Source organism: Pseudonocardia yunnanensis (assembly GCF_039534065.1).
GTDB lineage: Bacteria > Actinomycetota > Actinomycetes > Mycobacteriales > Pseudonocardiaceae > Pseudonocardia > Pseudonocardia yunnanensis.
This window is the reverse complement of record NZ_BAAAUS010000007.1, coordinates 177,645-190,244: the sequence shown is the minus strand read 5'-3', so window position 1 is coordinate 190,244 and position 12,600 is coordinate 177,645. Positions and strand designations below refer to the sequence as shown.

The 12,600-nt window shown below is 71.3% G+C and carries 11 protein-coding genes; 2 read left to right on the top strand and 9 right to left on the bottom strand.

Annotation, left to right across the window (positions count from 1 at the left end; all coding sequences use genetic code 11):
- Nucleotide 1: 1 nt before the first annotated feature.
- Nucleotides 2–475 carry a VOC family protein gene (locus ABD743_RS10195; RefSeq protein ID WP_344721082.1) on the bottom strand — a complete coding sequence of 158 codons (474 nt, stop codon included), beginning with the start codon at nucleotides 473–475 and terminating at the stop codon, nucleotides 2–4.
- A 61-nt stretch (nucleotides 476–536) separates the two neighbouring features.
- Between ABD743_RS10195 and ABD743_RS10190 the strand changes: the two genes are divergently transcribed.
- Complete coding sequence (locus tag ABD743_RS10190) at nucleotides 537–1,520, top strand: helix-turn-helix transcriptional regulator (RefSeq protein WP_344721080.1); 984 nt, start codon at nucleotides 537–539, stop codon at nucleotides 1,518–1,520.
- Nucleotides 1,521–1,568: 48 nt separating this feature from the next.
- Here the strand turns inward: ABD743_RS10190 and ABD743_RS10185 are convergent, their stop codons facing one another.
- The 8 genes from ABD743_RS10185 to ABD743_RS10150 all read right to left on the bottom strand — a co-directional run bounded on the left by ABD743_RS10185 (nucleotide 1,569) and on the right by ABD743_RS10150 (nucleotide 11,805).
- Complete coding sequence (locus ABD743_RS10185) at nucleotides 1,569–6,545, bottom strand: AAA family ATPase (RefSeq protein WP_344721078.1); 4,977 nt, start codon at nucleotides 6,543–6,545, stop codon at nucleotides 1,569–1,571.
- Between the two features lie 341 nt (nucleotides 6,546–6,886).
- Nucleotides 6,887–7,252: a cupin domain-containing protein gene (locus ABD743_RS10180; protein WP_344721076.1), complete on the bottom strand. Its 366-nt coding sequence runs from the start codon at nucleotides 7,250–7,252 to the stop codon at nucleotides 6,887–6,889.
- A gap of 71 nt (nucleotides 7,253–7,323) precedes the next feature.
- Nucleotides 7,324–8,112 carry an ABC transporter permease gene (locus ABD743_RS10175; RefSeq protein WP_344721075.1) on the bottom strand — a complete coding sequence of 263 codons (789 nt, stop codon included), beginning with the start codon at nucleotides 8,110–8,112 and terminating at the stop codon, nucleotides 7,324–7,326.
- Nucleotides 8,109–9,290: an ABC transporter substrate-binding protein gene (locus tag ABD743_RS10170; protein ID WP_344721073.1), complete on the bottom strand. Its 1,182-nt coding sequence runs from the start codon at nucleotides 9,288–9,290 to the stop codon at nucleotides 8,109–8,111. The genes ABD743_RS10175 and ABD743_RS10170 overlap by 4 nt, the downstream gene beginning before the upstream one ends.
- Nucleotides 9,287–10,036: an ABC transporter ATP-binding protein gene (locus tag ABD743_RS10165; protein ID WP_344721072.1), complete on the bottom strand. Its 750-nt coding sequence runs from the start codon at nucleotides 10,034–10,036 to the stop codon at nucleotides 9,287–9,289. Before ABD743_RS10165 ends, ABD743_RS10170 begins: the two co-directional genes overlap by 4 nt.
- On the bottom strand, nucleotides 10,012–11,070 hold the full coding sequence (locus ABD743_RS10160; RefSeq protein WP_344721070.1) for an acyl-CoA dehydrogenase family protein: 1,059 nt from the start codon (nucleotides 11,068–11,070) through the stop codon (nucleotides 10,012–10,014). The genes ABD743_RS10165 and ABD743_RS10160 overlap by 25 nt, the downstream gene beginning before the upstream one ends.
- Nucleotides 11,067–11,612 (bottom strand): DUF4242 domain-containing protein, encoded by a 546-nt coding sequence (locus ABD743_RS10155; protein ID WP_344721068.1) that lies wholly within the window; start codon nucleotides 11,610–11,612, stop codon nucleotides 11,067–11,069. Before ABD743_RS10155 ends, ABD743_RS10160 begins: the two co-directional genes overlap by 4 nt.
- 100 nt (nucleotides 11,613–11,712) lie before the next feature.
- Complete coding sequence (locus ABD743_RS10150; protein WP_344721067.1) at nucleotides 11,713–11,805, bottom strand: putative leader peptide; 93 nt, start codon at nucleotides 11,803–11,805, stop codon at nucleotides 11,713–11,715.
- 60 nt (nucleotides 11,806–11,865) lie between these two features.
- Here ABD743_RS10150 and ABD743_RS10145 point away from each other — a divergent pair, with 60 nt between their 5' ends.
- Nucleotides 11,866–12,465 carry a TetR/AcrR family transcriptional regulator gene (locus ABD743_RS10145; RefSeq protein ID WP_344721066.1) on the top strand — a complete coding sequence of 200 codons (600 nt, stop codon included), beginning with the start codon at nucleotides 11,866–11,868 and terminating at the stop codon, nucleotides 12,463–12,465.
- Nucleotides 12,466–12,600: the final 135 nt, after the last annotated feature.

Here is a 12,600-nt window from a genome sequence, read left to right as displayed (position 1 = left end):
GTCAGTCCAGGCAGAACTCGTTGCCTTCGGGGTCGGTCATCACGATGAAGCCGGCGCTCATCGGGGGAGCAGGCTCCTCGCGACGTACCCGCCTCGCTCCCAGCGCGACGAGCCGGTCGCACTCGGCCTCCAGCGCCGCCATCCGCTCGTCTCCCTGCAGTCCGGGAGCCGCACGAACGTCGAGGTGGAGACGGTTCTTGGCGACCTTGTCCTCCGGCACCTGCTGGAAGAACAGCCGGGGGCCGTGCCCGTCCGGGTCCTCGATGGCCGATCTCGTGTTGCGCTGCTCCTCCGGTACGCCGACCCGCGCGAGGAAGTCGTCCCACGCGGCCAGCGGGTCGGCGTCCTCGGGCAGGTCGACTCCGGGCGGGCCGGGGTGGACGTAGCCCAGTACGTCGCGCCAGAAGGAGGACAGCGCCCGGGGGTCGTGGGCGTCAAAGGTGACCTGGATGTGGCGGCTGCTCGATTCGTTCATGGGGCCACCCTGGCACCATTAGCGGACAGGGTCGGTCCGCTATCTCTGGCAAGGTGGCGACATGCCCGTGGCAGGCGGTGACGAGCTAGGTACGACGGAGCGGGTGCTCACCTTGCTCGGGCTGCTGCAGCAGCGCCGGGTCTGGACCGGTCCCGAGCTCGCCGACAAGCTCGGGGTCACGCCGCGCACGGTGCGGCGTGACGTCGAGCGGCTGCGCACGCTCGGCTATCCGGTGCGTGCCAGCCAGGGTGTCGGCGGCGGCTACCAGCTCGGCGCGGGTCAGGATCTGCCGCCGCTGCTTCTCGACGACGAGGAGGCGATCGCCACCGCTGTCTCGCTGCTCGCCGGCGCGGGTGGCGCGGTCGCCGGCTCCGGCGACGCCGCACTCCGGGCGCTGACCAAGCTCGACCAGGTGCTGCCCACCCGGCTGCGGCACGAGGTGCGCGCGCTCTCCGGCTCGGTGGAATCCTTCGGCGGAGGCCGCACGCCTGTTGACCCCGAGGTGCTCATGACGCTGGCCAGAGCCTGCCGCGACGAGGTCGAGGCCGGTTTCGACTACCCGTCAGGGCGCGAGGTGCGAGCGCGGCAGGTCGAGCCGTACCGCCTTGTCGCCTCCGACCGTCGCTGGTATCTCCTCGCCTACGACCTCGATCGCGACGACTGGCGCAGCTTCCGCGTCGACCGGATGACTGATGTGTCGCCGCGGTCCTGGTCCTTCCGCCCGCGCGCGGCGCCCGATGCGGCGACGTACGTGCAGGAGGGCGTGGCGAGTCGGGTCTACCCGCACCAGGCGCGCTTCCTCGTGCACGCGTCGGCCGACACGGTGCGCGCGCAGATTCCCGCGTCGGCGGCCGTCGTCAGACCGCGAGACAGCGAGCTCTGCGAGGTACTCAGTGGTGCCGGCAGCCTCGACTTCGTGCTCATGCACGTGCTTCTGCTGGGGCACGACTTCGAGGTACTCGACCCTCCAGAGCTCGGGAGGCGCTGTCGCGCGCTGGCGGAGAAGCTGCTGGCGGCCGGTGCAACGATCCCACCGGAGTCATGAGCCGCCCGAGAAGCGCTGCCGTACCCGGCCCGACGGGCGTCGGCTCGGTCAGCCTGAGCCTGGGTGGTTGAGGGGCAGTGGGAGTTCGGCGTTCAGGGTGGTGCCTTCGCCGGGCGCGGTGTGGATGGTGAGGTGGCCGCCGAGTGCTTCGGCCCGGTCGGTGAGTCCGAGCAGGCCGGTTCCGTGGGTGGGGTCGGCGCCGCCGTGGCCGTTGTCGCGGATGCGCACCCGCAGCACGGTGGTGGTGTCGTGGTGGGTGGTGTCGATGGTGACGTGGATGGTGGTGGCGTGGGCGTGTTTGGCGGTGTTGGTGAGGGCTTCGGCGACGAGGTAGTAGGCGGCGGTCTCGATCGGTTCGGGTAGTCGGGTGTTGGTGTGGATGTCGAGTTCGACGGGGATGGGGCTGCGGCGGGCGAGGGTGTGGAGTGCGGGGGGTAGGCCGCCTTCGGCGAGGAGGGCGGGGTGGATGCCGCGGGCGAGTTCGCGTAGTTCGTCCAGGGCGTTGTCGGCGCGGGTGGCCAGGTCGTCGAGTTGGGCGGCGAGTTCGTCCGCGTCGGGGGGCACCAGCGCCTGTGCGGCGCGGGCTTGCAGGGCGAGGGCGACGAGTTCTTGTTGGGCGCCGTCGTGCAGGTCGCGTTCGATGCGGCGGCGGGTCTGGTCGGCGGTGGTGACGATGCGGGCGCGGGAGGTGGTGAGTTCGGCGTAGAGCTGGGTGTTGTCCAGGGAGACGGCGAGTTGGCCGGCGATGAGGATGACCGCGTCGAGCCGGTCGGTGGTGAAGGCGGCGCGGATGAGTCGGTTCTCCAGCAGTAGCACCGCGCGTAGCCGGCCGCGGCTGAGGATCGGCACCGCGAGCAGTGAGCAGCAGTCCCGGTCGGTGAGGTAGGGGTCGCGGGCGAAGCGGTCGTCGTCGGTGGCGTCGGGGACCACGAGTGGTTGTCCGGTGCGTTGGACGTAGCGCAGCACCGACAGTGGCGCCAGATGCTCTTCGGTAGTGCCGGTGACCTGGGAGGTTTTGCTGTCGGGTGTGGGGAGTAGCCAGTCGTTGCGTTCGGTGTTCCACAGCAGTAGCTGTACGTCGGTGGCGCCGGTCATCTCGCTGAGTACCTCGACGACGCGGGCGTGCAGGCGGTCGATGGTGGTCTCGGAGCTCAGGGCCTGTGAGGCGGACAGAATGCCCAGCAGATCGAGTGTGCCCGTGGTCACTGTGCCGTGTTGATGCAACAGATCAGCCGGCTGGTCACCGCCCTGCCCCGCGGTCGCGTCGGAGTGTGGCCGCAGGGTGGGGTAGGCCCAGTCGAGCTGGTCGACTTTCGCGCTCGCACCCCAGTCGGCGTAGAGCTGGCGGGCCTGGGCGAGCAGATCACGGCCGGCGTGGTCCAGGCCGCGGGCCAGGTAGAAGCGTGCGGCACGTTCGGCGATCAACGCCCGGTGCCACGGTCGTGCACGGCCGGCGACCTCCCGGCGAGCAGCGTCGAACCCCAGCCCTGCCGCCCGGAAATCACCCACCACCCACGCCCGCTCGGCCTCGAGCAACCGCAGCAGATGAAGAAAGTTGTCCGGCGCGTCCGCAGCGCGATCGGCCAGCCAGCGCGTCATGTCGTCCAGTTCGGACAGCAGGGCGGTGCGCTCGGCGGCATGGCCGGCGCGGGCCTGCTCGGCGAGGGCGAGTCCGTACAGCAGGTGGGCCACGGCGGTCGGGTAGAGCCCCAGAGCAGCTGGGAGCAGCGGCATCGCCGCGGCGGTGTGACGCGCCGCGACGACCGCATGGCCGAAGACGGTTGCAGCGACTGACCGCGCGATGTGTGCCAGGAGAAGAGCCAGCGGGTTGTCTGCGTACCGGTCGGCGGGAACCGCGTCATCGGCCGCGGCGAAGCTTTCACCGCGCATCACGCCGGCCAACCATCGGTAACTGTCGAACACCTGGCCGGTCTGTTCGTTGCCGGTGCGCCGTGCGAAGGCCAGCGCCGTCTCCACCTGGTCGACGAGCTGGTCGAGGGTTGGCGCGCAGTCGAGCAGGTTGTAGACCGTCGGGTAGTAGGTGTAGCCGGCGTAGGCCAGGTCACCACCCGCGATCAGCCCCTCGCGGGCGCGCTGAGTGGAGGCGAGAGAGTTCTCGATGGGCTCGAACCAGCAACTGAGGGCGGCGAACAGATAGCGCGCCTGCGAGGTCTCGGGCTCGTAGCCGCGGGCTTCGCCGACCTCCACGAGCCGCTGCACCGCGCGGTATCCGACGATGCTGGCACCGCGCTGTGCCACGGCGTGGAAAGACGCGATGGAGGCGGGACCGACAAGAGTTTGTCCCGGTCCGTGCTCGATCCAGATCCGCAGCGCCTCCAGGCTCAGCCAAGCGGACGTGGCGTGGTCGGCGACGAAGTAGCCCGCCACTTGGATCGCGTTGATCAGACGGGTCGCGGCGAGCAGCGTCGGATCTGTGATCTCCGGCCGGGTCAGCTCGTCGGAGATGTCGGTGTCCAGCCACCGGTACAGATACTCGTACTGGCGGTCGAGCTCCTGGTCAAGCCGGTCCCCCGCCGGAACGATGATGCCGCACTCGTGCAGTGACTCCAGGCCGAGAGCGATCGCTTCTGCGAAACGTTTCCGGTGGGTCAGGCTGCGTACTTGCACGGCCGTCGCGTCGGCGCGTCGGATCGCGTCGGGACACAGCCGCTCGAGGGTGCGGTACTCCTCGTCCGCCTCATCGAGGCGCCCCAGGCTGTAGAGGGCGGCGTGGCGGCCGGTGTGCACCTCGATCAGCGTGGCGGTCTCGCGCAGGTCGATCAGCCGTAGCGCGGCGACCAGCAGCGCGTTCACCAGGGCGTACTCCCCGATCAATCTGGCCTGTTCAGCGGCACGGCGCAGCAGCCCCACCACCAGTTGGTGCTCCGCCACGCCGGCGACGGCGTCGATCACCGGCAGGTACTGCTCAGCCGCCGCCGCGAACAGCTGCGGCACCTCGGCGAGGCGCCGGGCCATGGCCAACTGCAGCACGCGTCGCCGCTGCGGGTCCAGCCCATCCAAGATGACCTCGCGGGTGCGGTCGTGGCGAAACCGCACGGCCTCACGAAGCCCGGGCTCCACCACGAGGACGCCCTCGTCGAGTGCGGGCGCCAGCTGCTGGTCAACCACGCCCGCCGGTGCAGCTGTGGCGGTCTGCAGCAGGCCTGCCTCGACCCGCCCGCCCAGACACGCCATCGCCTCGACCACCGCGCGGGACGTCGGCGGCATCGCCTCGACCCGCGCCGCGAGTAGCCCGCCCACCTCGGACTCGCCCAGCCGAGCACGTGCGGCTCCGTCGTCCCACCGCCACCCGGCGGCCGTCGGAGAGAGCACACCCTCACGGCGCAACGCGTTGAGCAGCTCAACCGTCTCGTACGGATTGCCGGAGGTGTGCTCGTTGATCACCTCGACCAGGCCCACCACGGCGGCCCGGTCCACGTGCAACATCTCCGCCACCATGGTGACCAGGCCCGGCACTGGCAGGTTGTCCAGTCCCAGCCAGCGCACCCCGGCCTGCTCACGCCACCGGGACATCAGCACGGTCAGCGGATGCGCCGCGTCGACCTCGGATTCGCGGTAGGCCCCCACCAGCAACAGACCCTCGACCGGCTCCTCGGACAGCACGAGATCGACGAAGCCGAGCGAGCTACGGCCGCCCCACTGCAGATCGTCGACGAAGATCACCACCGGGCGTTCCCGCGATGCGACCGCCCGCAACCCCTGCATCCCCACTTGCGGCGCCCGCACCTGCGCGGTCAGCGGATCCCCCGCATCGGGCGCCACCCCCAACAGCGCCGCGAACTCCGGCACCACCGCGCTCAACAGGCCCGCGTTCGGACCGAGCGCCGCGAGGCCCCGCTCGCGGACCTCGCCGAGTTTGTCCTCCGGCTCCGCCAAGAGCAGCCGGCCCAACGCCCGGAACGCCTGGAAACCCGCGTCGAACTCCAGATCCCGCCGGTACTGGTCGAACTTGCCGGCCACGAACCAGCCGTCGCGTCCCGTCACCACCGGCCGCAGCTGATCGACCAGCGCCGTCTTGCCCACGCCCGGCGCCCCACCGACCAGCACCCCTCGGCAGCGGCCCGTCAGCGCCTCCTCGAACGCCGTCTCCAGCATCGCCAGCTCGGGGTCGCGTCCCACCAGCCGTGATGGCGGCAGCAACCGCAGCGGAACGTCGTGCTCGCCGATGCGCACCGGAGTCGCCGCCGGACGTGTTCGGATGTCGAGGACCTGTTCCAGGTCGTGGGCCAGGCCTTCCGCGGTCTGGTAGCGGTGGTCGGGTTCCTTCGCCAACAGATGCATGACGATCTCGGACAACGGCCCTGGTAGAGCCGGGTTCACCTGCGCCGGCGGCACCGGCACGCGGGCCAGGTGATCGTGGGTGAGGCGCAGCGGGTCACCGGTACCGAACGGCGGCCCGCCCGTGGCCAGCTCGTACAGCGTCGCGCCCAGCGCGTACAGATCGGCGCGTTGGTCCACCGACCGGCCGGTGCGCCCGGTCTGCTCCGGGGCCAGGTAGGCGAGCGTTCCGACGATCTCGCTGTGGTGGGTGAACGCCGGGCGGATCTCGGCGAACGAGGACGCCAACGCGAAGTCCACCAGGCACGGGTCCCCGCCACGGGAGATCACGATGTTGGCCGGAGTGATGTCTCGATGCAGCACCCCACGGCGGTGCATTCCCGCCACGGCCTGGGCCAGCTTGCCCGCCAGCCGGATCAGCTCATCGACGGCCACCGGCGTGGCCAGCCCGGACAGGGTGGTCTCGCCGGCGTCCGCCAGCACGACCGAGCCCGGGTACTGCGGCGCGTCCACCAACTGCGCGACCCCGACGACACCGCGCAGCCGCTCCAGGATCGCCACCTCGTGCCGCAGCCGCCGCTGCGCGTCCGGCCCCAGCGGCTCCTTACGGACAACGGCGCGCCCAGGCAGGGACAGCCGGGTCACCCGCGTGCGTGCGCTCTCGTGCAGCAGTACCTCGGCCCGAGCGGGCGGATCCCGGCCCGGCGCCATCCTGTCCGTCCCCATCCGACACCTCCGCGGCCGCTACCTACGCTTGACCGCCGACCTGCGCAAGTTCCGGTCCTCTGACCGCCGGTGGCCGGAGCATCAAGGCCGGCGGGGCCAACAACGCTGAGCATCCCCCCGGGTAGCTCGGAGACCGACGATCATGGCTGTGGCCGTGAAAGGAGTCTCTGTAGCAGCACCGGAGACGTACCCGACGAGCTGCGCGAGCGTGCGGTGCGACTGTACCGGGTGACCGAGCCCGAGCAGATGATCCGACGGCCGGCGAGACCCGCGCGCCGAGTGCGGCCAGAGTTGGCCCGTCGCGCGATCACGGCGGCCGGCTCACGCGACGAGGCACGGCGTCAGCCGTAGTAGTCGTTGCCCCGGGAGAACTCGACGAATACACAGGCCTCGTCGCCGACGGTCCAGGCGTCGTGGCCGGGCGGCAGCAGCATGACGTCGTTCGCCCCGAACTCCTCCTCGCTGCCGTCATCCATCACGACGTGCAACCGGCCGCTGAGCACGAGTCCGACGTGTGGCAGCTCGCAGCTCTGGGTGCCTGCGTAGGACTTGAGGTCGTTCGACCAGCGCGCGCCCGGATCGAAGCGCACGCGGGTCACGTCGACTCCGTCCAAAGTGGCGGTCTGCTTGCTGATGAGGCCGTGGACATCAGGCGTGACAGCGTCCAGGTCGGCCTTCTGCATGGCTGGCGATGCCGTGGACCTCACGGGCCCCACCTCCAGGGATTGTCGATCGTCCGGCAGAACGGAGCAGAAGAGGGATCGGGTGCAGAACAGGTCTATCGGGAGCCCAGCAAGCGGCGGGCAGCTGCATCGAGCACGAAACCGAGCAGCCCGATCACGAGGATCACGGCCATGACCTTGTCGTAGGCGAGCTGGTCGCGGGAGTTCAGGATCTCGTACCCGAGCCCGGAGGTGACCCCGAGCATCTCGGCGGGCACGAGCACGACCCAGGCGATGCCCAATGCGAGCCGTAGCCCGGTCAGGATGTGGGGGCGGATCGCCGGGAGCACGACGGTGACCAGGGCCTCGGTGCGTGTCGCGCCCAGCGCGCGGGCGGCGAGCAGGAAGCCGGGGTCGATCGAGCGGACCCCGGCGGTCGTGTTGAGCACGATCGGCCAGATCGCCGCGGCCGCCACGAGGAAGAACACCGGCCGATGCCCGATGCCGAAGAGCCCGATCGCCACCGGCGCCCACGACAGCGGGGAGATCATTCGCAGGAATTGGAACACCGGACCGGTGGCCGCATCGAGGAGCGGTAGGAGTCCCACCGCGAGCCCGATGGCGAGGCCGAGCACGGCGGCGACGAGCAGCCCCACGAGCAGTCGCCACAGGCTCGTGGCGACGTCGTCGAGGAGAACACCCTGCCGTGCGAGGTCGACGACGGCCGGCAGCGCGTGCTGTGGTGCGAACGCGCGCAGCATCGAGTCCGGCGCCGCCAGGACGGTGGTGGCCAGCCACCACAGGGCAGCCGCGACGACGATTCCGAGAACGGCCGGGAACAGGGTGCCTCGCGGTGGAGATGCCCCCTGCGACGGGGCGGGACGAGCGGACGCGGTCACCGTCACGGGAGGAGCCCTTCGGTGCGGGAGAGCGAGGTGGGCAGGCCGAACGCCGCAGGCCCACCGGACGCGGCCAGGCTCGCGGTGACGAATCGGTCATCGACCAGGTCCGCATGGACGGTGGCGGGGTCGAGGCCGTCGAGGAAGCGGGTGTCGCCGTCGACGACGGTTTCGCGCATCGCGGCGACGAGGGCCGTCGTGTAGCTCGCGTACGGATACGGCGCGAAGCCGATCCGTTCGCCGTGCCAGTCCGGCCGGTCGAGAACATCCGCATACTGCGCCGGGGAGCGGTCGAGCGCCTTGGTGACGGCTGGCAGCGGCTGTGGCAGGTAACGGCCACTCGTGAGCAGCGCCGCCGTCTCCTTTCGGTGCCCGCTGATCCACAGCTGGGCACCGACCAGCGAGTCCGTCAGCGCTCGCACGGTCTCCGGTGACCGCTCGACGAGCTCGCGGCGGACCACGACCACACAGCACGCGTGGTCGCGCCAGACGTCACCGAGGAAACGCAGCACCCGGCCGACCCCACGGATCTCGGCGGCGGCGTTGAACGGATCGGCGACGACGTAGCCCGCGATCGTGCCGGTGTGCAGGGCGGGCAGCATGTCGGCCGGGCTCATCACGACGAGACCGACGGTGCGCTGTGCTGCGGACGGTGCCTGGCGCACCACCGGCACGAGACCAGCCGCGCGCAGCATTCGCTGGAGCACGATGTTGTGGATCGACCACCAGAACGGGATCGCGACCTGGCGCCCGGCGAGGTCGGAGAGATCGTCGACGTCCGGGCCGACGGTGAGCGCTGAGCCGTTGGTGTGGTTCCACGCCAGCACGCGAAGCTGCGCGCCCAGGGCGTAGCGCAGCTGGATGGCGAAGGGCATCAGCATGTGCGCGACGTCGATCTCGCGGGCCAGGAACGCCTGCGCCAGCGACTCCCAGGCACGGAACAGCACGGGCCGCTCGACGGGCACGCCTGCCGCGGCGAATCTCCCGTCGGCGTGCGCGACGAGCAGCGGGGACGCGTCGGTGATGGGCAGGTAGCCGATCCTGGTCAGACCGCCGGCGCGCGCCGTCGACCGCGACGCGGTCGCCAGGTCGGCGATCCCAGCCACACCGCCGACCGCACCGGCGGCGCCGAGCGCGAGGCCGCCCGCGAGCAGCGCCCGGCGGCCGATCCGGCCGACCGTCACGTCGCTGCTCCTGTGGCTCCGGCCGCGACCTGCGAGCGGTAACCGGCAAACAGCTCCGTACGCAGCGGGTGAGCGGCGAGTTCCTCGTGTGCGACGGGGGCCAGCCGCTCCCACCGACCCGCGATGCCCCCCGTGCCGTCGAGCAACGCGATCTCGGACGCGAGGTAGAGCGCCTCGTCGACGTCGTGGGTGACCAGCACGAATGCGAGGCCCAGCCGGTCGGCGGTCTCCCGCAGCCAGGTCTGCATTCCGCGACGGGTTGCGGGGTCGAGGGCGCTGAACGGCTCGTCCAGCAGCAGGACCTCCGGCGCCACCGCCGCCGCTCTCGCGATCGCGACCCGTTGCGCCTCCCCACCGGAGAGCTGGCCGGGCCGGGCCGGTGCGAGATCGGCGAGCCCGAACAGCGCCAGCAGCTCGTCGACCCGCACCGGGTCGAAACGCTGCCGGTTGGCCCGGTAGCGCCCACCCAGTGCCACGTTCTCCCGCACGCTCAGCCAGGGCAGCAGCAGCGGCTGTTGGAACACCGTGCCGATCACACCGGTGCCGCCATCGGGCCTGCTGACCGCGCCGCCGTCGAGCGGTTCCAGCCCGGCGAGCAGCCGCAGCAGAGTGGACTTCCCGCTGCCGCTCGGGCCCAGCACGACGAGCCGGGCGTCCCGCTCGACGTCAAGGTCCACGCCGTCGAGCACGACCCTGTCCGTGTAGCGCTTCGTGGCTCCGGTCAGGCGGAGCGCGACAGTTCCCACCGCAGTTGTCCTTCCGTCGGGGCCTGGACCGGCAGGAACGACGCCTCCCGCAGGCGGCGGGCGACCGCGCTGTCGGACCGGTAGCCGGCGCCGCCGCGGAGTGTGGCCTCGAGCCGGGCCGCCGCGACGGCCACCGCGGCGGCGTCCAACCGAAGCCGCAGAAGCTCGGCCTTATCGGGGTCTCCGGGACGAGCGGCCCAGCGGTGCAGCCGCTGCTGCACGCCCGACAGGCGGGCGCTGATCTCGTCATGGTCCGGTTGCAGGGCGACGTTCACCCCGGTGACGTGGGTGGCGCTCTCCGTCACGCACCGGGCGGCGAGGCCGGTGCAGAAGGCCGACTGCAGGAGGAGGAAGCCCGGGCGGACCGCAGCGACGAAAGCCGCCAGATCAGTGGACAGCACGGCATCGGGTCCTACGGCCACACCATCGAGCCGGACCGACGACGATGCCGTCGCATCCATGGCGAGCAGCGGCGGAGCCGGGGCCACCTGCACCCCCGGATCGGAGAGCCGGATCCGGACCACGGCGCGCTCCGCCGTGACGGGATCCTCACCGATGCGCACCGGGAGCACGGCCACGGCGTCCGAGTACAGCTGGGAAGCCCAGTGGATCGGCCCGTGCAGCCGCAGCCCGGTCGATGTGCGCACGGCGACGACGGGGACGGGCGCGATTCCTGCTACGTCCCGCAGGGCGGGGGCCATCGCGGTGCAGCCGGCCAGCGCTCCGCTGCCGACACCCTCGACGAGCTCGGCGTCGGCGCGTGCGGCGGCGTTGAGGTAGGTGAGGACCATCCGCTGTGCCCAGAGGGAGAACGCCGTGCTCAGGCACTCCCCCGCCACCTCCTCGACGAGACCGATCACGCGCACGAGCGGCGCGTCGAGCAGCCCCAGCGCGCCGGCGAGCTGGACGGTGGCCCGCGGGTCGGCCCGCCCGGCGTCGACGTCGGCCGCGCGCTCCCGGGCCCGCGCGACCACCGGAGCGGCAACGTCAGCCGCTACCGCCGTGAGCGTCGCACCGGATCCGTCCGGACTCACCGGGACGTCCCGGGGTCGAGCGCGTGCAACCGGTCGATCGGGGTGTCGACGGCGGCCCGGCCGAGGCGCACCACGTCCTCATCCGGGGCGTCGTAGAAACACAGACACTTCTCCATGTCCTCACGGACGTAGGTACGCAGGAAGCTGACCTCGGGCACGTCGGCGTACCGCGGCGCCTTCGCCCGCTTGCGCTCGAGGTAGGACTCCATGTCCAGCTCGGCGGGCAGATCCCACTCGACCAGGTAGCCCGCGCGCGGGCGGGCGGCCTTGAGCGCGGCCAGGTCGGCTCCGACGAGACGAACCTCGTCCGGGCCGCTGATGCCCGCGGCGGAGGGCACGGTCGCGCCGGTGAACGCGTCGGCGAGCACCACCGCACCACTCGCCTCGACGATGGCGAAGACCCGGTCCAGCCCCGCGGTGACCTGCGACTCGATGAGATCACCCCCGGCGTCGGCCGCGGCCTTGACCACCTCGTCGAGAAGTGCGTTCACGGCCGTCCGCTCAGCAGGCGCGACGGTCAGCTCGAACAGGAACAACGGCATGGCTCTCTCCCAAAAAGCGACACAGGCGTCGGCCGAGGCGCGCGCGGCGGCGCGACGCCACTCGGATGAGTGGCGGGGATTTCCCGCGGAAAGGGTCGGCTCAGACCGACCTGGACAGCGAGGCCCGACACGCCGCGGAGACGACCCGAAGGAGGTCGACGTGGCGGCGCTGCACCAGCAGGGCGGGGCTCACGCGGCTGACAGTAGCAGACAGAATGATCGGTCTGAAGTACGTGAGGTCTATGCTGATCAGATGGCTTCCATCGGCGGTCGTCCGCTCCCGGCAGAGAGGCTCGTCAGCAGCGCGGCGCGGCTGTTCGACCGGCACGGGATCCGCGCGGTGGGCGTCGACCAGCTCGTTGTCGACGCCGACGTCGCCAGGGCGAGCCTGTACCAGAACTTCGGGTCCAAGGACGGGCTCGTCGCGGCATGGCTTGAGCAGCAGGACCGGCTCGACCGGGAGGGATACGCACGCGCCGTACGCACGATGGCCGATGACCCCGCTCCACGGATTCAGGTCCTCTTCGACAGGGCCGCTGCCGCCGCGCGGCGACGTCGTTTCCGGGGCTGCCTCTACCTGAACGCGGCCACCGAGTTCCCTGACCCCGCCCACCCCGTCCATTCCGTCGTTGCCACGCACCGCCACTGGCTGCATGCCGAACTCGCCGCAACGCTTCGACGGGCCGGCGCGGCCGACCCGGAGGGCACCGCCCAGCGGATCCAGCTGATCTACGACGGTGGACTCGCCGGCAGCAAAGCCGCACGCTCAGCCGATCCGATCCGACTCGCCGCGGAAATGGCCGCCGACGCAGCCGTCGCGGCGCTTCCGGCCCCGACCGTCACGGGCAGCTGACGCCGACGAGACGGATCGGACGACAGAGGGGCATACCTCCTCGGGCGGTCGGTCACCGGTCAGTCCTGGAGGACCGGCCGGGCAGCGCGATAGGTCACCCCGGCGATCGGGTGGTCGTGCAGTCAGTTCACGTCG

Bases quoted from the DNA above. Each gene is read 5' to 3' on its own strand.
- ABD743_RS10190 (WP_344721080.1), top strand. From the start codon at position 537: ATGCCCGTGGCAGGCGGTGACGAGCTAGGTACGACGGAGCGGGTGCTC.
- ABD743_RS10195 (WP_344721082.1), bottom strand. From the start codon at position 475: ATGAACGAATCGAGCAGCCGCCACATCCAGGTCACCTTTGACGCCCAC.
- ABD743_RS10145 (WP_344721066.1), top strand. From the start codon at position 11,866: ATGGCTTCCATCGGCGGTCGTCCGCTCCCGGCAGAGAGGCTCGTCAGC.
- ABD743_RS10155 (WP_344721068.1), bottom strand. From the start codon at position 11,612: ATGCCGTTGTTCCTGTTCGAGCTGACCGTCGCGCCTGCTGAGCGGACG.
- ABD743_RS10185 (WP_344721078.1), bottom strand. From the start codon at position 6,545: ATGGGGACGGACAGGATGGCGCCGGGCCGGGATCCGCCCGCTCGGGCC.